Consider the following 24779-nt stretch of genomic DNA (forward strand, 5'->3'; position numbering starts at 1 on the left):
GGCCATCATGCTGACTCATGGCAATTGAGTCAAAAGGAGCTGTCTGATGAATGGTTTGAGCGATGTGCGCCTGACGCTGCACAGCCAACAATTACTGGCCGAGCATGAAACCCGTGAAGTCACCAGCATCCCGACCGGCCTTGGGTTGTGGGGCCTGTTTTGCCACCGCGCCCGCAGCCGCCGCGTACTGCTGAACCTGGACGAACAACAGCTGCGTGACGTGGGCCTGAGCCGTGAAATGGCTCAGCGTGAAGGCTGCAAGCCGTTTTGGCGTTCATGACTGCAACGCCTGTGGGAGCGGGCTTGCCCGCGATGGGAGCGCCGCGGTGTGTCGGCTACACCGGGGGGCTTGATCGCGGGCAAGCCCGCTCCCACAGGTTTAACGCAGTTCTTTTAACCGGTGCCACAGCATCCCCAGCGCCAGCAACGGCGAACGCAGGTATTTGCCGCCGGGGAAGGTGATATGCGGGACTTTGGCAAACAGATCAAAACCGTCACTGTGCTGGCCACTGATGGCTTCGGCCAGCAACTTGCCCGCCAGGTGAGTGGCATTGACCCCGTGCCCCGAGTAAGCCTGGGCGTAATACACATTGGGTTGGTCTGGCAGGCGGCCAATCTGTGGCAAACGGTTGGCACCGATGCCGATCATGCCGCCCCACTGGTAATCGATTTTTACATCCTTGAGATGGGGGAACACCTCAAGCATTTTCGGACGCATATACGCCGCAATATCCTGCGGGTCACGGCCCGAATAATGACAGGCACCCCCGAACAGCAAGCGTCGATCCGCCGAAAGCCGGTAGTAGTCCAGCGCCACTCGCTGATCGCACACGGCCATGTTTTGCGGCAGCAAAGCGTGCGCCTGGGCCTCGCTTAACGGCTCGGTGGCGATGATGTAACTGCCCGCAGGCAGCACTTTGCCACTGAGCTGCGGGTTCAAGTCCTTGAGGTAAGCATTGCAACCCAGCACCAGGCTTTTGGCCCGCACAGTGCCCTGGGCCGTGTGCACCCGCACCTCAGGGCCATAATCGATACGGGTCACGGCGGAGTTTTCGAACAGCTTTACACCCAGTTGTGCCGCCGCTGCGGCTTCGCCCAGCGCCAGGTTCAACGGATGCAAATGCCCCGAGCCCATATCGACAAAACCGCCAACATAACGGTCCGAACCCACCACGGTATGTACTTCATTGGCCTGCAACAGGCGGGTTTCGTGGCGATAGCCCAGGTCGCGCAGCTCCTGGGCTTCTTCGGCAAAACCTTCAAGGTCACGGGGCTTGTTGGCCAGGTCGCAATAGCCCCAGGTCAGGTCGCAGGAAATATTGAAGCGCTCGACGCGCTGGCGCACGATTTCCACGGCCTCCAGCCCCATCAGCTTCATGTGTCGTACACCGTCCTTGCCGATGATGCCTTCAAACTGCTCAAGGCCATGACCGACACCGCGAATCAACTGGCCACCATTGCGCCCGCTGGCGCCCCAGCCGATCTTGTGCGCTTCCAGCAAGACCACGCTCATGCCGCGCTCGGCCAGCTCCAGGGCCGTGTTCAGGCCGGAAAAGCCACCGCCCACCACACACACATCCGCCATCAGCTCGCCCTGCAGCACCGGGTGATCGGGTTGCGGCAGGCTGCTGGCGGCGTAATAAGAAGCGGTGTGCTGGCTGCGCTGAACTGGGGCGTTCATGTGCGTAATCCTGATTATTGATGTTTGGAAAATTTGACGGAGCATAAGCCGTGCCATTCCCGCGGGGCAAGAACAGCCGAATGGCCCTGTCTAGTGCAGGGGTTTTCAGGCAGACTCTGCGGCCTTTTCAAAATCGGTACGTTCTGGATGAGCTGCAACAGCCACAAGATCCGCTTTCTCAGGCAGCAAATCCCCTCATTCGACTGCGTGCCGGGTTGCCATGACTGCTGCGGGCCTGTGACCACTTCATCCGAAGAAATGGCCCGCTTGCCACGCAAGACGGCGGCCGAGCAGGAAGCGGCGATGGATGAGCTGAACTGTGTGCATCTGGGGCCCAATGGCTGCACGGTGTATGAAGAGCGGCCACTGATCTGTCGGCTGTTCGGTACGACGCCCACCTTGCCGTGCCCCAATGGCCGACGCCCGGTAGAGATGATTCACCCCAGTGCAGAGAAGCTGGTGCATGAATACATCGCCAGCACGCGGCAGGTGTTGGTCTAGATCAAGAGCTCCTCACCCTAACCCTCTCCCGCAGGGAAAGGGGACTAAAGGCAAAAGCCGGTCGAGGGACGCGGTCAATCTGCAATCGGCAAATTCAGGCTCTCTTTCACTTCTTCCATCACGATATAGCTCTTGGATTCGCGCACATGGGGCAGCTTGAGCAGGATGTCGCCCAGCAGCTTGCGGTATGAAGCCATCTCGCTGATCCGCGCTTTCACCAGATAGTCAAAATCCCCCGACACCAGATGACATTCCAGCACATGGGGCAACTTCAGCACGGCCCGTCGGAATTCGTCGAAGGTATCGCCTGACTTGTAGTCCAGGCTGATCTCCACAAACACCAGCAGGCTGCCCTGCAAGTGCTGCGGGTTGAGCCGGGCGTTGTAGCCCATGATGATCCCTTCGCGTTCCAGCCTGCGCACCCGTTCGGTACAGGGCGTTGTGGACAACCCGACCTTCTCGCCCAGCTCGGTAAACGAGATGCGGCCATCGACTTGCAGGATGCGCAAAATGTTGCGGTCTATCTTGTCCAGTTCACGCTTTGTTTGATGATTTGTACGCATAGGAGATTCTCCTCCGTGAAAAGCGATTCGCCCGGGAATTGTCGCCAAATATAGCTGCTTATACAGTGAATTCCACTAGCCAATGCTTCTTATACTGCGCTCATCTTCGCTCTGAACAATAAACGTCTGCGGCTGGCCGCGATGAGGGATATAAATATGCGAGTTATGGTATTGGGTGGCGGCGTTATTGGTACTGCCAGCGCCTATTATCTGGCCCGAGCCGGTTTCGATGTGGTCGTCGTCGACCGTCAGCCAGCCGTTGCAATGGAAACCAGCTTTGCCAACGCCGGCCAGGTGTCCCCGGGCTACGCTTCGCCGTGGGCTGCACCGGGTGTGCCGCTCAAGGCCATCAAATGGCTGCTCGAACGCCACGCGCCTCTGGCCATCAAGGCCACGACCAGCATCGACCAGTACCTGTGGATGGCCCAGATGCTGCGCAACTGCACCGCCAGCCGCTACGCCGTGAACAAGGAGCGCATGGTCCGCCTGTCCGAGTACAGCCGTGACTGCCTCGATGAACTGCGTGCCGAAACCGGTATTGCCTACGAGGCCCGCAACCTCGGTACTACACAACTGTTCCGCACCCAGGCCCAGCTCGATGGCGCCGCCAAGGACATCGCGGTCCTGAAAGAATCCGGCGTACCGTTCGAACTGCTCGACCGTGCTGGCATTGCCCGGGTTGAGCCTGCACTGGCCAGCGTCACCGATATCCTGGCCGGCGCCCTGCGCCTGCCGAATGATCAGACTGGTGACTGTCAGATGTTTACCACCCGCTTGGCTGAAATGGCCAAGAACCTGGGTGTGGAATTCCGCTTCGGCCAGGATATCCAGCGTCTGGACTACGCAGGCGACCGAATCAATGGCGTGATGATCGACGGCAAACTCGAAACCGCCGACCGCTATGTACTGGCACTGGGCAGCTACTCGCCGCAGATGCTCAAGCCGCTGGGCATCAAGGCTCCGGTTTACCCGCTCAAGGGTTATTCGCTGACCATTCCGATTACCAATTCGGACATGGCCCCGACCTCGACCATTCTCGACGAGACCTACAAGGTCGCGATCACCCGTTTCGACAATCGCATCCGCGTTGGCGGCATGGCTGAAATCGCCGGTTTTGACCTGTCGCTGAACCCGCGTCGACGCGAAACCCTGGAGATGATCGTCAACGACCTTTATCCTCAGGGCGGTGATCTGAGCCAGGCCAGCTTCTGGACCGGCCTGCGTCCGACCACCCCGGACGGTACGCCGATTGTTGGCGCGACCCCGTTTAAAAACCTGTTCCTGAACACCGGTCATGGCACACTCGGTTGGACCATGGCCTGCGGTTCCGGTCGTTTCCTTGCGGACGTAATGGCCAAGAAGACCCCGCAAATCAGCGCCGAAGGCCTTGATATTTCCCGCTACGGTAACCACCAGGAGACTGCAAAACATGGCAATCCAGCGCCAGCTCACCAATGAACGCATGAGCCAGATCGTTACCCACAACGGTACTGTCTACCTGTCCGGGCAAGTCGGCGACGACATGAACGCCGGGGTCGAGCAGCAAACCCGTGAAACACTGGCCAATATCGAGCATCTGCTGGACCTGGCGGGCACCGACAAAAGCCGCATCCTGTCGGTCACCATCTACCTCAAGGACATCGATGCCGATTTTGCCGGCATGAACAGCATCTGGGACCAGTGGCTGCCAAAAGGTGTAGCGCCGGCCCGAGCGACCGTCGAAGCCAAGCTGTGCGAACCTGAAATTCTGGTCGAATTATCTGTTGTGGCAGCACTGCCCTAGTAGTTTGATCATGTAACAGTCCCTCTTGCGGTGCGGCACGCGGTTCACGCTGCGGGTTTGCACCGTTTTTTTATTCAATTGCCGTTAGAAGCCCGCCGCCATGCGCCCAGCCCGTGCCCTGATTGACCTGCAAGCCCTGCGTCACAATTACCAACTGGCGCGTGAAGTCACGGGGGCCAAGGCCCTCGCTGTAATCAAGGCCGATGCTTACGGCCACGGGGCCGTTCGCTGCGCCCAGGCCCTTGAAGCCGAAGCCGACGGCTTTGCCGTTGCCTGCATAGAAGAAGCACTGGAGCTGCGTGCCGCCGGTATTGGCGCACCCATCCTGCTGCTCGAAGGTTTTTTTGAAGCTGATGAACTGCCGCTGATCGTCGAACATGACTTCTGGTGCGTGGTGCATTCGCTGTGGCAGCTCGATGCGATCGAGCAGGCCCGCCTCGCCAAACCGATCCACGTATGGCTGAAACTGGACAGCGGCATGCACCGCGTCGGTTTGCACCCCAATGATTACCAGGCGGCCTACCAGCGCCTGCAGGCCAGTGCCAATGTGGCGAAAATCGTGCTGATGAGCCACTTTGCCCGCGCCGATGAACTCGATTGCACCCGAAGCGTAGAGCAAGTCGCTGTGTTCCTGGGCGCTCGCGCCGATTTGACGGCAGAAATCAGCTTGCGTAACTCGCCAGCTGTACTCGGCTGGCCACGGGTGCCAAGTGACTGGGTACGCCCGGGGCTGATGCTGTATGGCGCCTCGCCATTTGAAGAACCCCAGGCCACTGCATCACGCCTGCAACCGGTGATGACCCTGGAGTCCAGGGTGATTTGCGTGCGCGAACTGCCCGCCGGTGAACCAGTGGGCTACGGAGCCAAATTCATCACCCCGAAGCCGATGCGCATTGGCGTGGTGGCAATGGGTTATGCCGACGGTTATCCGCGCCAGGCACCCACCGGTACCCCGGTGCTGGTGGACGGTGTGCGCAGCCAGTTGCTGGGCCGGGTGTCGATGGACATGCTGTGCATCGACCTAACCGATGTACCGCAAGCCGGCCTGGGTTCGACGGTCGAGTTATGGGGCAAAAACATTCTCGCCAACGAAGTGGCAACCGCAGCAGACACCATTCCTTACCAGATTTTCTGCAACCTTAAACGCGTGCCACGCCTCTATTCCGGTAGCTGACAGGTTGTATCCAATGTACGGGGGCAAATGGGTACCCGGGTTTGAAGTCGAAGTGTTGTAAATACTGAACGCTATCGCCATCATGGCGGCTTCTCGACTTGAATCTGCCCCAGGAGGCTCCCGCATTGGACGTCGGTGAACGACTGCAATCCATCCGCAAACTCAAAGGCCTGTCGCAGCGTGAACTCGCCAAGCGCGCGGGCGTCACCAACAGCACCATTTCGATGATCGAAAAGAACAGCGTGAGCCCGTCCATAAGCTCCCTGCGCAAAGTGCTGAGTGGCATCCCCATGTCCATGGTCGAGTTTTTTTCCGAAGAGATCCTTCAAGAAAACCCAACTCAAATTGTCTACAAAGCCAATGAGCTGATCGACATTTCCGACGGTGCCGTGACCATGAAACTGGTCGGCAAGGCGCATCCGAGCCGGGCCATTGCATTTCTCAACGAGATTTACCCACCGGGCGCCGATACCGGGGACGAAATGCTGACCCATGAAGGCGAAGAAACCGGGATTTTGGTGGAAGGTCGCCTAGAGTTAACCGTGGGTCTTGAGACCTTCGTGCTGGAAGCCGGTGACAGCTATTATTTCGAAAGCTCCAAACCGCACCGTTTTCGCAATCCGTTCGACGTCGCGGCGCGACTAATCAGCGCAGCCACCCCGGCGAATTTCTAAAAACAGAGGCGCCCTGCCTGTTTGCAGAGGCACCCGTAGATGCATTTCGCCAGCTCTATTCCCCCTTTGTCTTTAGGGTTGTTTCAGAGAGGCGGGCTAACCGTTATACTTTTGCCGCCCGCGAAACCGTGGTTGTGGGCGTGAATAGCCACCATTGAGGGTGAACGCGTGAACCTAATTATGAAAATGCTGGCCGTACCAGCAGCAGTAGTGGCCCTTTGGGCAGTCAACGCTCAGGCAACAACGAACGATGACATTGCAAAACGTCTTGAGCCAGTGGGTAAAGTCTGTGTTCAAGGGCAGGAATGCAAAGGGATGGAAGTGACTGCTTCTGTAGGCGGTGGTGGTGGCATGACACCAGACGATATTATTGCCAAGCACTGCAGTGCTTGCCACGGCACCGGCTTGTTGGGCGCACCGAAAATCGGTGACACCGCGGCCTGGAAAGAGCGCGCCGATCACCAGGGCGGCCTTGATGGCATCCTGGCCAAGGCCATCACCGGTATCAACGCCATGCCGCCAAAGGGCACTTGCATGACCTGTACCGATGAAGAGCTTAAAGGCGCCATCGAGAAGATGTCCGGCCTCAAATAAGCCGAACGTCCCTGAAAAAGCCGCTGATGGGCGGCTTTTTTGTGCCCGGGATTTGGGGTGGATCGCACCAACTGTTCTTTATCACGTCTATATTCAAGGATGGATAAGGAGAGTCAGATGGTGCAGCCCTGTTCGATCGAACGCGCAGTCGATGATGTACTGGCGCGGTTACCGATACATATTCACCTTGGTCTGCCGCTGGGTCTGGGTAAGGCCAACCGCTTCGTCAATGCGCTGTATCAGCGAATCAAACTGCTGCCCGAGCGCCAGCTGACGATCTATACCGCCCTGAGCCTGGGTCGCCCACCGCTTGGCGACGGGCTGCAACGGCTGTTTCTGGAGCCTTTTGTCGAGCGGGTATTTGGCGATTACATCGAGCTGGACTACCTCGCCGATCTGCAGCACAACCGCATGCCCGCCAATATCCACGTTGAGCAGTTCTTTATGCAGCCGGGCAGTTTGCTCAACAGCCCGGCGGCCCAACAGGATTACGTCAGCAGCAATTACAGCCACGCGGCCCGAGACATCAATGCCAGCGGCCTGAACCTGGTGGCCCAGCTGGTGGCCCGCCACCCCGAGGATGCCACGCGCCTGAGCCTGAGCTGCAACCCCGACATCACCCTCGATCTATTGCCCATGATTGCCAGGCGGCGAGCGGCGGGCGAGACCATTCTGATGCTGGGCCAGGTACATGACGACCTGCCGTATATGCCCGGTGACTCGGAATTGAGCATCGACGATTTTGACCTGCTGATCGACGAAGATGAACGCACTACGTTGTTTTCAACCCCCAGCATGCCGGTCAACCTGCAAGACCATATGATCGGCTTGCACGCCAGCACCCTGATCCGTGACGGCGGCACGCTGCAGATTGGCATTGGCTCGATGGGCGATGCCCTGAGCGCAGCTTTGCTCGCACGCCAGGGTGACAACGAGGGCTATCGCGCCCTGCTCGACGATATCGATACCACCCCGTGGCACACGCTGATCGAGCGCGAAGGTGGCGTCGAGCCTTTTGCCCGTGGCCTGTACGGTTGCAGCGAGATGTTTGTCCACGGCCTGATGGTGCTGGCAGATGCCGGGATTGTGCGACGCAAGGTCTACCCCGATGTCGAACGCCAGGCCCAGGCCAATGCCGGCACCCTGGATGAAAGCCTGCATGAAGACGGAGTCAGCATCCACGGCGGTTTTATTCTCGGCCCCCGCGACTTTTACCAGCGCCTTAGGGAATTGCCCCACAGCAAGCGTTGCGAATTCAACATGACTGCCATCAGCTATATCAACGAGCTGTACGGCCAGGAAGAGTTGAAGCGCTTGCAACGGCGCGATGCGCGCTTCGTCAACAGCGCTTTCACCGCCACCTTGCTCGGTGCTGCGGTGGCCGATCAGCTTGAAGATGGCCGGGTGCTTAGCGGGGTCGGCGGGCAATACAACTTTGTTGCCCAGGGCCACGCCCTGCATGACGCCCGCTCGGTGATCATGCTGCGCAGCTGGCGTGAGTCAGGCGGGGAGGTGAGTTCCAATATTGTCTGGGAGTACGGCCACTGCACGATCCCGCGGCATTTGCGCGACATTGTGGTCACTGAATACGGGATTGCCGACCTGCGCGGCAAAACCGACAGCAAGGTGATCGAAGCGCTGCTCAACATCACCGACTCACGTTTTCAGACCGAGCTGACGACGCAGGCGCAGTTGATGAGCAAGTTGCCCAAGGATTTCTGCCTTGACCCGCGCTTTGCCGACAACAGCCCGGAACGCTTGCAGGGAATAGCTGCCAGGCACCCGCACTTGTTCCCGGAGTACCCGCTGGGCAGCGATTTCAGCGCGCAGGAGCAAGACCTGCTGCGAGCGTTGAATTGGCTCAAGAGCAAATTCAAGCTCACGCAGATTTACCAGCTGGGCAAGGCCACGCTGGACGCGCCGTCGCCGCAGGCCTTCCCCGAACACCTGGCGCGTATGCAGCTCGCACAACCCGACGGGTTGCGCGATGAGCTGTACCAGCGTTTGCTGCTGGCGGGGTTGCAGGCCACCGCGAAAAGCCATTGACGCGCCTTTCGTAGCAGCTGCCGCCAGGCTGCGTTCGGCGGCGCAGCCGTCGTAAACCCTGCAATCACGGTTGTTCGGATAGACCGCGACGACCGGGTTTACGAGCGCTTCGCGCTCGAACGCAGCCTTCGTTCCTCGGCAGCTGCTACGGGCTGAATGGGTTACTCGATAAAGGTCACTTTACCGCCCGCCAGGGATTTGACCCGGGCCAGGGATTCAACGCGGTAGCCCTGTGCATCCAGTTCGGCACGGCCGCCCTGGAACGACTTCTCGATCACGATACCCAGGCCGGCAACGGTGGCGCCCGCTTGCTTGATGATCGAGATCAGCGCTTGCGACGCCTTGCCGTTGGCCAGGAAATCATCGATCACCAGAACGCGGTCGCTGCTTTGCAGGTGACGCGGGGAGATCGCAACGGTGCTTTCGGTCTGCTTGGTGAACGAATACACCGTGGCCGACAGCAGGTTTTCTGTCAGGGTCAGGGACTGGTGCTTACGCGCGAAAATCACAGGTACACCCAAGTTCAAGCCAGTCATCACGGCAGGGGCGATGCCCGATGCTTCGATAGTGACGATCTTGGTGATGCCCGAATCCTTGAACAAACGCGCGAACTCGTCGCCGATCTCTTTCATCAGCTGAGGGTCGATCTGATGGTTCAAAAAGGCATCGACCTTCAAAACCTGATCGGAAAGCACGATGCCTTCTTCGCGAATTTTCTTGTGCAGTGCTTCCAACGTAACGTCCTCAAATAGCGCTTATGCGCTGAAGGTAGAGTGAAAAATAGTCGATTTTAGCGTTTTAGCATGGCGCGTATATCGGCCAATGCCGTATTGCCGCGAACCGCTTTGACTTCGGTAGGGGTATCGTCGTTGCCTTCCCAGGCCAGATCGTCCGGTGGCAACTCATCGAGGAAGCGGCTTGGCGCGCAATCAATGATCTCGCCGTACTGCTTGCGCTTGGCCGCGAAGGTGAACGCCAGCGTCTCACGGGCACGGGTAATGCCCACGTAGGCCAGACGGCGTTCTTCTTCAATGGTGTCTGCTTCAATGCTGGAGCGGTGCGGCAGGATTTCTTCTTCCATGCCCATGATGAACACGTAGGGGAATTCCAGGCCCTTGGAGGCGTGCAAGGTCATCATCTGCACGCCTTCGGCACCGTCTTCCTCTTCCTGCTGGCGCTCAAGCATGTCGCGCAGTACCAGCTTGCCGATGGCTTCCTCGATGGTCATGGCGCCGTCTTCGTCTTTTTCGAGGGTGTTTTTCAACGCCTCGACCAAGAACCAGACGTTGGACATACGGTAGTCCGCCGCCTTGTCGCTGGAACTGTTGGTGCGCAGCCAGTTTTCGTAGTCGATGTCCATGATCATGCTGCGCAGCGCCGCTATCGGGTCTTCGCCCGAACAGTGCTCGCGCACGCGGTCCATGAAACGCTTGAAGCGCACCAGACGATCGGTAAAACGCGCATCCAGATGCTCGCCCAGGCCGATTTCATCGGTGGCGGCATACATCGAGATTTTGCGCTCGGTCGCGTAGTTGCCGAGCTTTTCCAGGGTAGTCGAACCGATCTCGCGACGCGGGACGTTGATCACGCGCAGGAAGGCGTTGTCGTCATCCGGGTTTACGATCAGGCGGAAGTAAGCCATCAGATCTTTGACTTCCTGACGCCCGAAGAAGCTGTTGCCGCCCGATAAACGATATGGGATCTGATGGTGCTGCAGCTTCAGCTCGATCAGTTTGGCCTGGTAGTTACCGCGGTACAGAATCGCAAAGTCGCTGTACGGGCGGTCGGTGCGCAGGTGCAGGGTGAGGATTTCGACGGCAACGCGCTCGGCTTCGGCGTCTTCGTTGCGGCAGCGGATCACCCGCACTTCGTCACCGTGACCCATCTCGCTCCACAGCTGTTTTTCAAACTCGTGGGGGTTGTTGGCAATCAGGATATTGGCGCAGCGCAGGATACGGCTGGTGGAGCGGTAGTTTTGCTCCAGCATCACCACTTTCAAGGACGGATAATCGTCCTTGAGCAGCATCAGGTTTTCCGGGCGGGCGCCGCGCCAGGCGTAGATCGACTGGTCATCGTCACCTACTACGGTGAACTGGTTACGCTTGCCGATCAGGTATTTGACCAGCAAATACTGGCTGGCGTTGGTGTCCTGATACTCGTCCACCAGCAGGTAACGCACCTTGTTCTGCCATTTTTCCAGAATGTCGGCGTGTTCTTCGAACAGCTTGACCGGCAGCAGGATCAGGTCGTCAAAATCCACCGCGTTGTAGGCCTTGAGCGTGCGCTGGTAGTGGGTGTAGACGATGGCTGCCGTCTGCTCCTTGGGGTTGCGTGCGTTTTCCAGGGCCTGGGGCGGCAGGATCAGGTCGTTTTTCCACGAGCCGATCATGTTCTTGATTTCGTCGACCCCGTCGTCGCCCGAATATTCCTTTTGCATGATGTCAGCCATCAGCGCCTTGACGTCAGCCTCGTCAAAGATCGAGAAACCCGGCTTGTAGCCCAGCCGGGCGTGCTCCTTGCGGATAATGTTCAGGCCCAGGTTGTGGAACGTACACACCGTCAAGCCGCGGCCTTCACCCTTTTTGAGCAGGGTACCGACACGCTCTTTCATCTCGCGGGCGGCTTTGTTGGTGAAGGTCATGGCGACGATGTACTGGGCACGGATGCCACAATTCTGGATCAGGTGCGCGATTTTTCGGGTAATCACGCTGGTTTTGCCGGAGCCTGCGCCGGCGAGCACCAATAGAGGGCCGCCGACGTAGCTCACGGCTTCTTGCTGCCGGGGATTGAGTCGGGACATGACGAGATCAGGGGTCGTGTGTAAAAAGGGCGGGCATTTTAACAGGCTGAGCGAATATTGCTGCCTCTGTGCGACGGTGTGACATGCCAGAGCATCTATATTTGCCGCTTTTGTTACTTTCGAGCAGGATGCTGAGAGCATTTACAGCTAATGTTGGGTAAATGCAGCAAATGCGTATTTGATAACCAGTGTCATTGCCATTGGTTGCCGGCACGTCATAATGCCCACCGGTCGAATTTTTGCAGAGTCTAGGGAGCTAGCTTGTCTACGCCTGTCGAACCCTTGCGTTTGCTGCTATTGGCCGAAGAGCCATCTTGGGCAGTGTTGTTGCGCGAGTGTCTGGCGCCAATGGGAAGTGCGGCCGTACTGATAGACGCGCCGAGCTGGGAATCTGTCAGCCATCTGTTCGAGAACGATCGCAATGCGCTGCTCCTGACGACCCCGGCCCTGCAGCCCTCAGCGGGCCGCTGCCGCTTGCCCACGATTTTGCTGCTCGACAGCGAACCTGCGAGCGCCCCTGCGGGCGTCAGCGACTGGCTGGTGGGCGCCAGCCTGACCAGCGATGTGCTGCGCCGCTGCCTGCGCCATGTGCGTGAACGCGGCCTGCTGGAGCACACGTTGCAGCGTCTTGCCGAAGAAGACCCGCTGACCGGCATCGCCAACCGTCAGGGTTTCCAGACCTTGCTGGCCGTGCGCCTGGCTGAAGGCGACGGTCGCGGTATAGCCCTGGGCCACCTGGACCTGGATAACTTTCGCCACGCCAACGACGCATTGGGCCATCAGGCGGGCGATCGGCTGATCCTGCAAGTGGTGGCGCGCCTCAAAAGCCAGCTTGAGGCCTGCGATCAGCTGGCCCGGCTGGGCAGCGACGAGTTCGCCCTGCTGATCAACACCCATCGTGCGCCCGAACGCGCCGAATGGATGGCCGAGCGTATCACCGAGGTGATGGCCGAGCCCTACTGGGTTGACGGTGAAAGCCTGCTGATCGGCTGTAGCCTGGGCATCGCCCACGCCCGCGCCAACGCCGGGGCCGACCCATTGATGTGGCACGCACACATTGCCATGCAGCAGGCTAAAAGCACCCAGGGCTGCACTTTTCACGTATTTAACGAACGTATCAATCGCAACGCCCGCAGCCTGGCCGACCTCGAAAGCGAGCTGCGCCGGGCTCTGCGCCGTGACGAACTGGAGCTGCATTACCAGCCGCGGCTGGACCTGGGCACGGGGCATATCGTCGGGCTGGAAGCGCTGGTGCGCTGGCGCCATGCCGAGCGCGGCCTGTTGGCCCCCAGTGAGTTCGTGCCGTTGGCCGAGCAAAGCGGGCTGATTGTGCCGTTGGGCTACTGGGTGATTTCCCGCGCCCTGCGGGATATGCAGGCGCTGCGCGAACGCGGGCTTGAGCCATTGCATATGGCGGTCAACCTGTCGTTTCGCCAGTTTCAGGACAGCCAGTTGCTTTCGACCCTTAGCCGCTTGATCACCGAACGCGGCGTTGAAGCCCAGTGGCTGGAGTTCGAGCTGACCGAAACGGCCGTGATGCGGCGCAGTGACCTGGTCAAACAGACCATGGATGCCCTGGGCCGATTGGGTGTGCGCTTTTCGCTGGATGATTTCGGTACGGGTTTCTCATCGTTTGTGCACCTCAACAGCCTGCCGATAGCGCTGCTCAAGATCGACAAAAGCTTTGTGGGCGGCATGGAAAGCCGCGAAGAGAACCGCAAGCTGGTGCATGCCATGATCAACCTGGCGCACAACCTGAAACTGGAAGTGGTTGCCGAAGGCGTCGAAACCCCGGAGCAGCTTGCGCTTTTGCGTGATTTTGGCTGCGACCAGGTGCAGGGCTACTTCATCAGCAAGCCGCTGCCGCTGGCAGAACTGGTGGATTACCTGACTTTCGGGGCCAGGCAGCAGGTGCCGCAGGCAATATAAGGCCGGCACCTCACCTGTGGGAGCGGGCTCGCTCGCGATGCAGGCGACGCGGTCCTTCAGGCGAACCGCAGTGATGCCATCGCGAGCAAGCCCGCTCCCACAGAGGCCAGGCAACCGGTCTGGTCCCTACACAGCGCTCAAGCCCGCCACTTTCGCCGCCTTGCGCTCCTGCTTGAGCATGCGCCGCACCTTCCACTCGAATGCCAGAGTCAGGCTGATCGACGCACAGGCCAGCCCCATCGCCAGGCCCCACCACACGCCGGTCGGCCCCCAGCCGAAGGTAAACGCCAGCAGCCAGGCCATCGGCGCACCAATCACCCAATAGCAGAACAGCCCCACCAGGAACGTGGTCTTGGCATCCTTGAGCCCGCGAATCGCGCCCATCGCAATGGTCTGCGCGCCATCAAACAGCTCAAACCAGGCCGCGACGGCCAACAGGCTCACCGCCAGCTCGAACACCGGGCGGAAGGCCGGGTCGTTGTAATCCAGGAACAGCCCGATCAACTGGCTCGGGATAAACCAGAACACCGCCGAAAACCCGAGCATGATCACTGCACCACAGCCGATCCCGACCCGGCCCGCCAGCCGCGCCCGCTGCAAATCACCGCCACCATAATGCTGGCCGATGCGCATGGTGATTGCATAGGACATGCCTGCCGGCACCATAAATGCGACCGAGACGATTTGCAGCGCAATCTGGTGCGCCGCCAGTTGCGTGCTGCCCATCGTGCCCATGCACAGGGCCGCGAAGGCAAATAGCCCGACTTCCACCGCATAGGTGCCGCCAATCGGCAAGCCGAGCCGCCACAGTTCCCGCAGGTAAGTCAGATTGATCCGCGACAGGCCCTTGCTGATCGGATACGCGTCGTAGGCCGGGTGCCGATGGATATGCCAGGCCAGGCCCAGGGCCATGCCGGTCGCCACAACCGCCGTGACCAGGCCGATACCCATCAAGCCCAGTTTTGGCAGGCCGAACATGCCGGTAATCAACGCGTAATTGAGCACAAAGTTGGCCACGGTGCCGATCAGGCTGATCACCATGACCGGCGTGGCCCGACCCATTGCACTGGTAAAGCCGCGCAGGGCCATGAAGGTCATATAACCGGGCAGGGCAAACGGCAGCAGCAGCAGGAACTGGCCAGCGGCTTCAACGTTGGTTGGCGTTTGGCCAAACAGCAGCAACAACGGCTTGATATTCCACAGCATCACTGCGCCGCCCACTGCCAGCGCCCAGGCGAGCCACAGCCCGGCCTGGGTCAGGCGGGTCGCACCTTCAATATCCCCTGCACCCTGGCGAATTGACACCAGCGTGCCTACGGCAGCGATGACGCCAATGCAGAAAATCGACACGAACGAGTAGCTGGCCGCCCCCAGGCTCCCGCCTGCGAGCGCCTCGGGGCTCAGGCGCGCCATCATCAGCGTATCGGTGAGCACCATCAGCATGTGAGCCAGCTGCGAAGCGATCAGCGGCCCGGCCAACCGCATAATGGCCGAGAGTTCGATACGTGCAGGATGCTGTTTGGTCATCGTAAAAATATCTATAGGTGCGTTGAAAGGCTTGATTCTCGGCGCCTTGAGTGTTTTAAGCAAAGGGATAAAAACGATCGCTGGCATGATTTAAACTCATGCTGGTAGTTATGTTTTCTATCGTCACCTGTTGTGCAATAGGAATATTCGTAATGGCTCGTAGCCTTCCTCCGCTTTATGCCCTGCGCGCCTTTGAGGCTGCAGCTCGCCATAGCTCCTTCACCCGGGCGGGGGAAGAGCTGTCGATTACCCAGAGTGCCGTCAGCCGCCATATCAAAACCCTGGAGGCGCATTTCGCCTGCCGGCTGTTTCAGCGCAGCGGCCGCAGCCTGCAACTCACTGAAGCGGCTCGCTTGCTGCTACCCGGAGTGCGCGAAGGCTTTGCTGCGCTGGAGCGCGCCTGCACCACTTTGCGCGCCGAAGATGACATCTTGCGCATGAAAGCCCCCTCGACCCTGACCATGCGCTGGCTATTGGCAAGGCTGAGCCGCTTTCGCCACTTGCAGGCGGGCAACGAGGTACAGCTGACCAGTGCCTGGATGGACATCGACCATGTGGATTTCAATCAGGAGCCGTTCGACTGTGCGGTGCTGTTGAGCAACGGCCACTTTCCGCCCGATTGGGAGGCCACGTTGCTGTTTCCGGAGATGCTGATCCCGGTCGGCGCGCCTGCCAGCCAGGACGACAAACCATGGGACGTCACGCGTCTGGCCGCCACTGAACTGCTGCACCCTACCCCCGACCGCCGTGACTGGCGGCGCTGGCTCGACTGCATGGGCCTGAGCGGGCAAGTATCACTCAAGGGCGGGCAAGTTTTCGACACCCTGGAACTGGGCATGATTGCCGCCGCCCGGGGTTACGGCATCTCTATGGGTGACCTGCTGATGGTGGCCGAAGACGTGGCCCAGGGCCGCCTGAGCCTGCCGTTTCCGGCCGCGGTGGCCAGCGGCGATAATTATTATCTGGTTTGGCCCAAGACCCGCCCCGGGGGCGAGCGTTTGCGCCGGCTCAGCGACTTTTTGCAACACGAAGTCGCTGCCATGGTGCTGCCAGCGGTTGAGCAGTTGCACTGACCGGCCTGATCAGCCACTGAGCGGCCGATACTGCAACGCCTCTGCCAGATGTTTGCGCTCTATGTGTTGTACCTGTTCAAGGTCAGCCAGGGTTCTTGCCACTTTCAACAATCGATGTGCCGCCCGCAGTGACAGGGTCATGCGCTCGCAAGCAGCCTCCAGCCAGCTGTTATCCCCATCACTCAAGCGGCACTGGGCACGCACCCCCGGCAGGTCGAGAAAGGCATTGGCACAGCCCTGGCGTTGCAGCTGCCGCTCTCGCGCCGCAGCTACCGACGAAGCCGCCTTGGCCGTGGTGTCATCTGAGGCCAGTGGCGGGTTGAGGGTGGTGGTTTCGCGGGCCACGGTCAGGTGCAGGTCAATGCGATCGAGCAATGGGCCAGACAGTTTGTTGCGATAGCGCTGAATCTGCTCCGGTGTGCAGCGACAGCGCCCTGTGGGTTCGCCGAGATAGCCACAAGGGCAGGGGTTCATGGCCGCAACCAGCTGGAAACGCGCCGGAAAACGCATGCGATCCTTCGCCCGGGCAATCACAATAAAGCCGCTTTCCATGGGCTCTCGCAAGACTTCCAGCACCTTGCGATCAAACTCGGGGAGTTCATCGAGAAACAACACGCCGTGATGGGCCAGGGTGATTTCCCCGGGCCGGGGTTTGGAGCCGCCGCCCACCAGCGCGGGGCCGGAGGCCGAATGATGGGGTTGGCGAAACGGTCGCTGAGGCCAGCTGTTCAATGGCACATGGCTGGCCACCGACTGAATGGCGGCCACTTCCAGTGCCTCGTGTTCATTGAGGGGGGGCAACAAGCCAGGCAGGCGACTGGCCAGCAAGGTTTTGCCTGTGCCCGGCGGCCCGGTAAACAGCAGGTTGTGACTGCCGGCTGCGGCCACCAGCAACGCCCGCTTGGCCGAAAGCTGGCCCTGGACATCGCTCAGGTCGGGATAGGGCTTGCTTAGATGCAGCAAGCCGCTGGGGCTATAGGGCGCAATCACTTCCCGGCCTGCGAAATGGGCCACCACCTGCAGCAAGTGCTCGGCCGCGATGACCGTCAGCCCGCAGGCCAGGCAGGCTTCTTCGGCATTGGCCAGCGGTACCACCAGCGCCCGACCTGCGTCGCGAGCTGCCAGGGCGGCTGGCAATATGCCCTGTACCGGCCTGATTGCCCCCGATAGCGCCAGTTCGCCCAAACACTCCACTTGCTCCAGCGCCACTGCCGGCAGTTGCCCGCTGGCCGCCAGAATGCCCAGGGCAATGGCCAGATCAAAGCGCCCGCCGTCCTTGGGCAGGTCAGCGGGAGCGAGATTAAGGGTGATCCGCCGGGCCGGGAAATCCAGGGTGGAATTGATGATTGCACTGCGTACCCGATCTTTACTTTCCTTGACTGCGGTTTCAGGCAAACCGACCAGCGTCAACGCCGGCAACCCATTGGCCAGATGCGCCTCCACCGTCACCGCAGGCGCCTCGACGCCCACCTGGGCGCGGCTGTAAACAATCGCCAGAGCCATGACTCATTCCTTGAGTTCGCTAAAAAACTCATGGTGCGCGAATCAGAAGCCAGGGGCAGGCATGGAATGGATACGGGATGTTAACGGGTATGGGAACACGGCATATGAGCTGCCAGAGTGCGGTTGCAAAAAGAACTGAACGGCCTATTATTAACTAATAACGTTATTCATTAATTATGATCGTAAGCTTTAAATGCAACAGAACGGAACGTCTGTATCGAAGCGGCAAGACGCGCTTATGGTCAGATATTCTCAATGTCATTGAACGAAAATTAACCATGCTGGACGCTGCCAGCGTGCTGACAGATTTGGCGTCCCCCCCTGGCAACCGCCTCGAGGCACTCGGCGGAGCTCGCAAGGGCCAATACAGCATCCGTATCAACGCACAATGGCGAATCTGCTTTATCTGGGGCGCCAAAGGCCCTGAAGCAGTAGAAATCGTCGATTACCATTGAGGTCATGATGATCAAGAACGGCATGCGCCCGATTCACCCGGGTGAAGTTCTCAAGGAAGAATACCTTGAGCCCCTGAGCCTCTCGTCCGCTGCCTTGGCCAGGGCGCTCGGGGTGTCTACACCGACGGTCAACGATATCGTGCTGCAACGCCGTGGCGTCAGTGCCGATATGGCGTTGCGACTGTCGGTCTGCCTGGGGACAACCCCCGAGTTCTGGCTGAACTTGCAAACCACTTACGACCTGCGAAAAGCCGAAATCGACCGCGGCGCCGCGATTCGCGAACAGGTGCAGCCGATTCACCACTGCGCCTGAATTACTCCCCCAGCGCTTTGGTGCCCAGGTCTTGCGCAAAGCGCAGCAGGTAGCCATCAGGGTCGAGCACCAAAAAGTTGCGCTCGCCAAACAGCACGTCGTTGCTGCGGTACCAGCGTTCTTCCAGGGGTTTGCGCAGGGTGTGGCCTGCGGCCTCCAGGCGCTCGATCAGCCCTTGGGCATGCGGGCATTTGATCGACAGGTTCATGCCCCGCCCGAACGGCTGTTCCAGCGGCCCGACCCGCCAGGAGGACGCTTGGAGGTCATCCTGCTCCAGCATCAGCTGGCTGCCATGAAACGACAAAAATGCAAACAGATCCTCGGGCCGTTGGTATTCGACCCTGAAACCGAGCACGTCACAGTAAAAGTGCAGGCTGCGCGAAAGGTCCGAGACGATCATCTCGGGCACCAGCGGATTCATCACCAGCATATAAAAACGTCCTTGTTCTGACAGGCGAATGCACCGCCTTTGAGCGTTATTCGCCCGGTGGCAACAACCTGGCTTCCAGTTCGGCCACTTTGGCTTCCAGGCTTTCAAGGCGGGCACGGGTACGGGCCAGCACCACCATCTGGCTGTCGAACTCTTCACGGCTCACCAGATCAAGCTTGCTGAAACCGCTTTGCAGCAAGGCTTTGAACTGGCTTTCGATTTCATTGCGTGGCAGCGCGGTTTCGCCACTGAACAAGCGGGAGGCGTGGCCACCAAGGGCGTCGAGAAAATCTTTGGGCGCGAGCATGGATAAGGTCCTTAAAACTGATGGCGGCGAGTGTATCACGGGGTGCCGGGGCCTATTGCCGGGGGCTTTCTGCACATTTTTCGCGCATCGATCGGTCAGGTCGCGCACCAACTTCGCGCACAAACCTTGCGGAAAATCAGGCTAAAAGCCATCAGTTCCCGCTAAATCGCTGTAATTATTGATTTTTCCAGACATGGCAAGGTTTCTGCTAAGACCAACATGACTCATGCACTGATGCAGTAGCTGTGACGAAGGCAGTGCGGCAGGTGGTTCAAGGAGTGTTTTCGTCACCAGCGATTTAACACACGTTGTACAGCCTGAAGAAGGCTGACGATGCGTTACAAAGCCAGACACTGCGCTTAGACTTGAGCCGGGTTTGTTTTCCTGGGGCAAGTCCACCAATTCGGGAGAAGTTTCATGAAGCTAGTCACCGCCATTATCAAGCCGTTCAAGTTGGATGACGTGCGCGAGTCGCTGTCTGAGATCGGCGTACAAGGCATTACCGTTACTGAGGTCAAAGGCTTCGGCCGGCAGAAGGGCCATACCGAGCTGTATCGCGGTGCGGAATATGTGGTCGATTTTCTGCCAAAGGTGAAGATTGATGTCGCCATTGACGACAAGGATCTTGATCGGGTTATCGAGGCGATAACCAAGGCTGCCAACACCGGCAAGATTGGTGACGGCAAGATTTTCGTAGTCAATCTGGAACAGGCTATTCGCATCCGTACCGGCGAAACCGATACCGACGCAATCTAAGCCGCCAAACCCAACGCCCCAGGAGAAAACACTATGACTCTGCGTAAAATCGCAGGGCTCGGAGCCCTGCTGTCTGCTGTAATGCCTGGCCTGGCCATGGCGGCAGACGAAGTGGCTGCTCCAGTCCTCAATTCCGGCGACACCGCCTGGATGCTGACGGCTACCGCCTTGGTGCTGTTTATGACCATTCCCGGCCTGGCGCTGTTCTACGGCGGCATGGTGCGCTCCAAAAACATTCTTTCCGTGATGATGCAGTGCTTTGCCATTACCGGTCTGATCAGCATCCTGTGGGTCATTTATGGCTACAGCATCACGTTCGACACCGCAGGCATGGAGCAGGGCGTCACCAACTTCAATTCGTTTATCGGCGGCTTCGGCAAAGCCTTCCTGGCGGGTGTCACGCCAGAAAGCCTGACCTCATCCACCGCGCTGTTCCCGGAAGCCGTGTTCATCACCTTCCAGATGACCTTCGCCATCATCACCCCGGCACTGATCGTCGGCGCATTCGCCGAGCGCATGAAGTTCTCGGCCATGCTGATCTTCATGGGCGTGTGGTTCACCCTGGTGTATGCGCCGATTGCGCACATGGTGTGGAGCGGCAACGGCGGCCTGCTGTGGGACTGGGGTGTACTCGACTTTGCAGGCGGCACCGTGGTGCATATCAACGCCGGTATCGCCGGCCTGGTAGCGTGCATCGTGCTCGGCAAGCGTAAAGGCTACCCTAGCACCCCGATGGCCCCACACAACCTGGGTTATACCCTGGTGGGCGCGGCCATGCTGTGGATCGGCTGGTTCGGCTTCAACGCAGGCTCCGCAGCTGCCGCCAACGGCACTGCCGGCATGGCCATGCTGGTGACTCAAATTGCCACCGCAGCCGCAGCGCTGGGCTGGATGTTTGCCGAGTGGATCACCCACGGCAAACCAAGTGCACTGGGCATCGCCTCGGGCGTGGTAGCAGGCCTGGTGGCAATCACCCCGGCTGCGGGCACTGTTGGCCCGATGGGCTCGGTGGTGATCGGCTTGTCGGCTGGCGTGATCTGCTTCTTCTGCGCCACCAGCCTCAAGCGCAAGCTGGGCTACGATGACTCGCTGGATGCATTCGGCGTTCACGGCATCGGCGGCATCGTCGGCGCAATCCTCACCGGCGTGTTTGCAGCCCCGGCACTGGGCGGTTTCGGTACCGTGACCGACATCGCAGCGCAGGTCTGGATCCAGTTCAAAGGCGTGGCCTTTACCGTGGTCTACACCGCGATCGTGACCTTTATCATCCTCAAGGTACTGGATGCGGTGATGGGTCTGCGTGTGAATGAAGAGGAAGAGGCTGTGGGCCTGGACCTGGCTCAGCACAACGAACGTGGCTACAACCTGTAAGGTTTCGTTTATAAAAAACCCGGCGTGCCGGGTTTTTTTTTGCCGGTAATAAAGCGATATTCGCGGCGTCTAAATGATTTGCCTTACAGGTTAAAAGGGTGAATGAGTTCTAAGCTTGTTTATGTGACACGTGCTTGTGACACAACTCGACTATTAGCCGCTTTGCTTTTTTCTTCAGCACGCTAGAATGCGCGCCGAGGGCTTGAAACAAAGCTCGAGTACGACGAAGGCGAGGATGATCTCCCGACGCTTTCAAGGCCCGTGATCCGTGCTGCGCAATTTCTGGCAGCGGGCGCCTGGCAAGGTGTTTATTCAGGCGCAGGCCATGTGTGTGTGGTGTGCGCCAAGTCCTCTTTACCTCACAACGGTAAAGAGGCGTAAGCCGCGGTTTGCCCAAGGCTACTTTTTCACCAGCGGTGGTAGACAGTCGCCACAGCTGGTCTATAACTAATCTGCTTTACGTATGTCATGGGGTAGAACATGAGCGACGACGATCTGGAAAATGATGACCTCGAAGTAGGTGACGAAGACGAAACCGAAGAAGGTCTGGAAACGTCTGCCGATGACGTGGCGGACGACGATGGTGGCGATGATGCGCCGGCCCCTGCGGCCAAAGGCAAGTCGAAGGCTGCGGTGTCGGTTGATGACCTGCCCAGCGTAGAAGCCAAAAACAAGGAGCGTGATGCTCTGGCCCGCGCCATGGAAGAGTTTTTGTCCAAGGGCGGCAAAGTGCAGGAAGTTGAGGCCAATGTGGTGGCAGACCCACCCAAGAAGCCTGACAACAAGTACGGCAGCCGTCCTATCTAAGGATAAGAACCGCTTGCTTGCTTGAAGAAAAAACCCGCCGTCGCTGCGGGTTTTTTTGTGGGCGATGGAAAAATTCACACCCCTGTGGCGTGGGCTTGTTGTGGGAACGGGCTTGCCCGCGATTGCATCGCCCCGGTTTGCCTGGCGACCGCGGCGCCTGCATCGCGAGCAAGCCCGCTCCCACCGTTACAAGTGCTTTAACACCACCGGCAATTCACTCAAACAGCCAATTTCGGCATCCGGGGCCTTGTCGCCGTCCCAGTGCTTGCCGCCAGGGTTGAACCATACCGCCCGCAAGCCCGCCAACTGCGCACCAGCAATGTCGTCACCAGGGTGATCGCCCACATGCACTACGGCACCCGCCGCTACGCCACCGCGCAGCAGGGCTTCGTGAAACAGGCGCGCATCAGGCTTGGCAATGCCGATATCTTCAGCACACAACACAAACTTGAAGTGATGGCCCAAACCGATTCTGCGCACATCGGCGTTACCGTTGGTCACCACGCCCAAGGCGTAATCCCGCGCCAGCGCAATCAGGGTTGGCTCGGCCTGGGGGAACACTTGCAGGGCATGGCGCGCCTCAATAAACACTTCAAACGCATCGTCAGCCAACGCCGCAGCGTTGGCGTAACCGGCACCGTGCAGGGCATGAAACAGAATCCTGCGGCGCAACGCGCTGATCCGGTGCTTGAGCTGCGGCTCTTCACTCAAAACCTGCTCGCGAATCGCCTGGAAATGTCCGACTTCAACAACGCCCAATTTTGGTGCGTTGTCTGTCAGCCAGTCCCGCAACACGGCTTCAGCGCTGACGATTACCGGGGCGGTGTCCCACAGGGTATCGTCAAGGTCGAAGGTAATCAGCTCAATCGTCATTCACTGTCCTTACTGCGTTTGGCCCGTGGATGGGCACTGTCGTAGACCGATGCCAGATGCTGGAAATCCAGATGAGTATAGATTTGCGTGGTTTTGATGTCCGCATGCCCCAGCAATTCTTGCACCGCACGCAAGTCCTGGGAGGACTCCAGCAAGTGGCTGGCAAATGAATGGCGCAGCATATGCGGGTGCAGGTTCTGCCCCAGCTCGCGCTCACCGGCAGCCTTGACCCTGACTTGAATGGCTCGCGGCCCCAGGCGTGTGCCGCGCTGGCTGACAAATACCGCATCGTCCTGCGGGTTGGCCAGCGCCCGCAGCGGCAGCCAGGCCTGTAGCGCCTCACGGGCCTTCCTGCCGACGGGCAGCACGCGGGTCTTGCTGCCCTTGCCGAGCACTTCGACCAGCCCGTCAGCCAAATCCAGCTGCTCCAGGTTAAGCCCGGTCAGCTCCGACAAACGCAGGCCCGAGGAGTAAAACAGCTCCAGAATGGCCTGGTCGCGCTGGGCCAGAAAGTCGTCTTCAACGCCCCCTTCCAGCAATTGCAGGGCGCGGTCGGTATCCAGGGTCTTGGGCAGGCGACGCTCGCCTTTGGGCGGGGCCAGCCCGTTAGCCGGGTCGTGGTCGCACAGGCCTTCGCGATTGAGGTAGTGGTAAAGCCCGCGCACTGCCGACAGCAGCCGCGCAATGCTGCGCGAGGACTGACCTTGCTGATGCAGGCGTGACACCAGTTGGCGCATGCGCTGGATGTCCAGTGCTGCCCAGCCGGGGATTGATTCCTTGGCACAAAACGCCAGCACCTTGTTCAGGTCGCGACGGTAGGCCTCAAGCGTGTGGGGTGACACCTGGCGCTCACTGCGCAGATGAATGCAGTAAGCGTCCAGCTGCCGTTCCATCTAGCGCACCGAGCGCAGGGCGTTGGTAAAACGCGGCAACACCCGGCCCAGCACTTCGGCGATATAGCCGAGGAACAGCGTGCCCACCGAGCTTTTGTAGTGCTGCGGATCGCGACTGGCGATCGCCAGCACACCGTGCAACCCCAGATGATTAAGCGCGACCACGGCCGTCGAACCGATTTGCTTGCGCTGTTCTTCGCCAAACAGGAAGTCCAGCTCATGTTCGCGCAAGCTGCCGCTCACGGTCTTGCCTTCAGTCAACAAGCCACCCAGTGCGCGTTGCGCATCGGCGCTGCTGACCCAGCGGCCGACTGGCATCGGGTTGTCGCCAAATAGCACCAGGCTGACAAAGGGCACCTGGAAGTCCTGGCGCAGGCTGTCTTCGACGGCAATCACCAGCTCTTCGAGGCTGGTGGCGTCCATCAAGGCCAGATTCAGGCGACGGGTTTTTTCGAACAGACGGTCGTTGTCACGGGCCACGTCCATCAATTGCGACAAGCGATGACGCATCTCTATATTGCGCCCGCGCAACAGCTCCAGCTGGCGCTCCACCAGGGATATGGTGTCGCCACGCTGATGCGGAATACGCAGCGACAGCAGCAGCTCTTCGCGCTGGGCGAAAAAATCCGGGTGCTCCTGCAGATAAGCGGCCACCGTGGTGGCGGCCGAGTTATCCACAGATACGTCGGGTTCAGCTGACTGCGTCTTGTCGGTCATCGGTTACGC

26 protein-coding genes are annotated in these 24779 nt (G+C 59.5%); 15 read left to right on the forward strand and 11 right to left on the reverse strand.

All coding sequences use genetic code 11. The features are described 5' to 3' along the window. Positions 1 to 46 precede the first annotated feature (46 nt). Entirely contained in the window at positions 47 to 280 is a 234-nt protein-coding gene (locus AB3G35_RS03850) for a DUF1127 domain-containing protein (protein WP_016782684.1), read from the forward strand. 99 nt (positions 281 to 379) lie between these two features. On the opposite strand, the gene AB3G35_RS03855 is transcribed toward AB3G35_RS03850, so the two are convergent. Further along, on the reverse strand, positions 380 to 1681 hold the full coding sequence (locus AB3G35_RS03855; protein ID WP_106115662.1) for an FAD-binding oxidoreductase: 1302 nt from the start codon (positions 1679 to 1681) through the stop codon (positions 380 to 382). Between the two features lie 147 nt (positions 1682 to 1828). Here AB3G35_RS03855 and AB3G35_RS03860 point away from each other — a divergent pair, with 147 nt between their 5' ends. Next, complete coding sequence (locus AB3G35_RS03860) at positions 1829 to 2182, forward strand: YkgJ family cysteine cluster protein (RefSeq protein ID WP_016782682.1); 354 nt, start codon at positions 1829 to 1831, stop codon at positions 2180 to 2182. Positions 2183 to 2256: 74 nt separating this feature from the next. Here the strand turns inward: AB3G35_RS03860 and AB3G35_RS03865 are convergent, their stop codons facing one another. Then, positions 2257 to 2745: an Lrp/AsnC ligand binding domain-containing protein gene (locus AB3G35_RS03865; protein ID WP_016782681.1), complete on the reverse strand. Its 489-nt coding sequence runs from the start codon at positions 2743 to 2745 to the stop codon at positions 2257 to 2259. 156 nt (positions 2746 to 2901) lie between these two features. Between AB3G35_RS03865 and dadA the strand changes: the two genes are divergently transcribed. The 6 genes from dadA to AB3G35_RS03895 all read left to right on the forward strand — a co-directional run bounded on the left by dadA (position 2902) and on the right by AB3G35_RS03895 (position 9016). After that, positions 2902 to 4203 carry a D-amino acid dehydrogenase gene (gene dadA, locus AB3G35_RS03870; RefSeq protein WP_029611630.1) on the forward strand — a complete coding sequence of 434 codons (1302 nt, stop codon included), beginning with the start codon at positions 2902 to 2904 and terminating at the stop codon, positions 4201 to 4203. Then, positions 4175 to 4528 carry a RidA family protein gene (locus AB3G35_RS03875; protein WP_106115661.1) on the forward strand — a complete coding sequence of 118 codons (354 nt, stop codon included), beginning with the start codon at positions 4175 to 4177 and terminating at the stop codon, positions 4526 to 4528. The genes dadA and AB3G35_RS03875 overlap by 29 nt, the downstream gene beginning before the upstream one ends. Before the next feature lie 100 nt (positions 4529 to 4628). Then, complete coding sequence (gene alr / locus AB3G35_RS03880) at positions 4629 to 5702, forward strand: alanine racemase (protein WP_106115660.1); 1074 nt, start codon at positions 4629 to 4631, stop codon at positions 5700 to 5702. Positions 5703 to 5827: 125 nt separating this feature from the next. Then, positions 5828 to 6376, forward strand: a complete 549-nt coding sequence (locus AB3G35_RS03885; RefSeq protein WP_016782677.1) for a cupin domain-containing protein — start codon at positions 5828 to 5830, stop codon at positions 6374 to 6376. A gap of 180 nt (positions 6377 to 6556) precedes the next feature. Beyond that, entirely contained in the window at positions 6557 to 6970 is a 414-nt protein-coding gene (locus AB3G35_RS03890; RefSeq protein WP_029611629.1) for a cytochrome c5 family protein, read from the forward strand. Positions 6971 to 7087: 117 nt separating this feature from the next. Continuing rightward, complete coding sequence (locus tag AB3G35_RS03895; RefSeq protein WP_340079268.1) at positions 7088 to 9016, forward strand: acetyl-CoA hydrolase/transferase C-terminal domain-containing protein; 1929 nt, start codon at positions 7088 to 7090, stop codon at positions 9014 to 9016. A 161-nt stretch (positions 9017 to 9177) separates the two neighbouring features. Here the strand turns inward: AB3G35_RS03895 and AB3G35_RS03900 are convergent, their stop codons facing one another. After that, positions 9178 to 9750: a xanthine phosphoribosyltransferase gene (locus AB3G35_RS03900; RefSeq protein WP_016782674.1), complete on the reverse strand. Its 573-nt coding sequence runs from the start codon at positions 9748 to 9750 to the stop codon at positions 9178 to 9180. Positions 9751 to 9806: 56 nt separating this feature from the next. Beyond that, the gene (gene rep / locus AB3G35_RS03905; protein ID WP_016782673.1) at positions 9807 to 11816 is read right to left on the reverse strand and encodes a DNA helicase Rep; all 2010 of its coding nucleotides are present in this window, start codon (positions 11814 to 11816) and stop codon (positions 9807 to 9809) included. A 261-nt stretch (positions 11817 to 12077) separates the two neighbouring features. Here rep and AB3G35_RS03910 point away from each other — a divergent pair, with 261 nt between their 5' ends. Beyond that, entirely contained in the window at positions 12078 to 13745 is a 1668-nt protein-coding gene (locus AB3G35_RS03910; protein WP_369782316.1) for a putative bifunctional diguanylate cyclase/phosphodiesterase, read from the forward strand. 126 nt (positions 13746 to 13871) lie between these two features. Here AB3G35_RS03910 and AB3G35_RS03915 read toward each other — a convergent pair whose 3' ends face one another. Further along, positions 13872 to 15272 (reverse strand): NorM family multidrug efflux MATE transporter, encoded by a 1401-nt coding sequence (locus AB3G35_RS03915; RefSeq protein ID WP_106115658.1) that lies wholly within the window; start codon positions 15270 to 15272, stop codon positions 13872 to 13874. 152 nt (positions 15273 to 15424) lie between these two features. On the opposite strand from AB3G35_RS03915, the gene AB3G35_RS03920 reads away from it, so the two are divergent. Continuing rightward, the gene (locus tag AB3G35_RS03920) at positions 15425 to 16345 is read left to right on the forward strand and encodes a LysR substrate-binding domain-containing protein (protein ID WP_106115657.1); all 921 of its coding nucleotides are present in this window, start codon (positions 15425 to 15427) and stop codon (positions 16343 to 16345) included. 9 nt (positions 16346 to 16354) lie between these two features. Here the strand turns inward: AB3G35_RS03920 and AB3G35_RS03925 are convergent, their stop codons facing one another. Further along, complete coding sequence (locus AB3G35_RS03925) at positions 16355 to 17848, reverse strand: YifB family Mg chelatase-like AAA ATPase (RefSeq protein WP_369782317.1); 1494 nt, start codon at positions 17846 to 17848, stop codon at positions 16355 to 16357. 176 nt (positions 17849 to 18024) lie between these two features. Between AB3G35_RS03925 and AB3G35_RS03930 the strand changes: the two genes are divergently transcribed. Further along, the gene (locus AB3G35_RS03930; RefSeq protein WP_029611627.1) at positions 18025 to 18303 is read left to right on the forward strand and encodes a type II toxin-antitoxin system RelE/ParE family toxin; all 279 of its coding nucleotides are present in this window, start codon (positions 18025 to 18027) and stop codon (positions 18301 to 18303) included. Positions 18304 to 18310: 7 nt separating this feature from the next. Next, entirely contained in the window at positions 18311 to 18616 is a 306-nt protein-coding gene (locus AB3G35_RS03935; protein ID WP_106115655.1) for a HigA family addiction module antitoxin, read from the forward strand. A 1-nt stretch (position 18617) separates the two neighbouring features. Here AB3G35_RS03935 and AB3G35_RS03940 read toward each other — a convergent pair whose 3' ends face one another. Next, a complete protein-coding gene (locus tag AB3G35_RS03940; RefSeq protein WP_016782666.1) occupies positions 18618 to 19046 on the reverse strand; it encodes a VOC family protein in 429 nt (142 codons plus the stop codon). A gap of 46 nt (positions 19047 to 19092) precedes the next feature. Beyond that, positions 19093 to 19353, reverse strand: a complete 261-nt coding sequence (locus tag AB3G35_RS03945; protein WP_016782665.1) for an accessory factor UbiK family protein — start codon at positions 19351 to 19353, stop codon at positions 19093 to 19095. 417 nt (positions 19354 to 19770) lie between these two features. Here AB3G35_RS03945 and glnK point away from each other — a divergent pair, with 417 nt between their 5' ends. The 3 genes from glnK (at position 19771) to sutA (ending at position 22287) form a co-directional block, all read left to right on the forward strand. Beyond that, the gene (gene glnK / locus AB3G35_RS03950) at positions 19771 to 20109 is read left to right on the forward strand and encodes a P-II family nitrogen regulator (RefSeq protein WP_002555808.1); all 339 of its coding nucleotides are present in this window, start codon (positions 19771 to 19773) and stop codon (positions 20107 to 20109) included. A 33-nt stretch (positions 20110 to 20142) separates the two neighbouring features. Beyond that, entirely contained in the window at positions 20143 to 21480 is a 1338-nt protein-coding gene (locus AB3G35_RS03955) for an ammonium transporter (RefSeq protein ID WP_083369719.1), read from the forward strand. Positions 21481 to 21960: 480 nt separating this feature from the next. Further along, positions 21961 to 22287: a transcriptional regulator SutA gene (sutA, locus tag AB3G35_RS03960; RefSeq protein ID WP_016782663.1), complete on the forward strand. Its 327-nt coding sequence runs from the start codon at positions 21961 to 21963 to the stop codon at positions 22285 to 22287. A gap of 186 nt (positions 22288 to 22473) precedes the next feature. Here sutA and AB3G35_RS03965 read toward each other — a convergent pair whose 3' ends face one another. From AB3G35_RS03965 to AB3G35_RS03975, 3 genes are read right to left on the reverse strand one after another with little or no spacing between them, the layout of a single operon-like run. Further along, positions 22474 to 23160, reverse strand: a complete 687-nt coding sequence (locus AB3G35_RS03965; protein ID WP_369782318.1) for an HAD family hydrolase — start codon at positions 23158 to 23160, stop codon at positions 22474 to 22476. After that, positions 23157 to 24053, reverse strand: a complete 897-nt coding sequence (xerC, locus tag AB3G35_RS03970) for a tyrosine recombinase XerC (RefSeq protein WP_083369720.1) — start codon at positions 24051 to 24053, stop codon at positions 23157 to 23159. The genes AB3G35_RS03965 and xerC overlap by 4 nt, the downstream gene beginning before the upstream one ends. Beyond that, positions 24054 to 24770 (reverse strand): DUF484 family protein, encoded by a 717-nt coding sequence (locus tag AB3G35_RS03975; protein WP_095003967.1) that lies wholly within the window; start codon positions 24768 to 24770, stop codon positions 24054 to 24056. Positions 24771 to 24779 lie beyond the last annotated feature (9 nt).

Origin of the sequence: Pseudomonas sp. WC2401, assembly GCF_041200115.1 — a bacterium.
GTDB classification, from domain to species: domain Bacteria; phylum Pseudomonadota; class Gammaproteobacteria; order Pseudomonadales; family Pseudomonadaceae; genus Aquipseudomonas; species Aquipseudomonas fragi.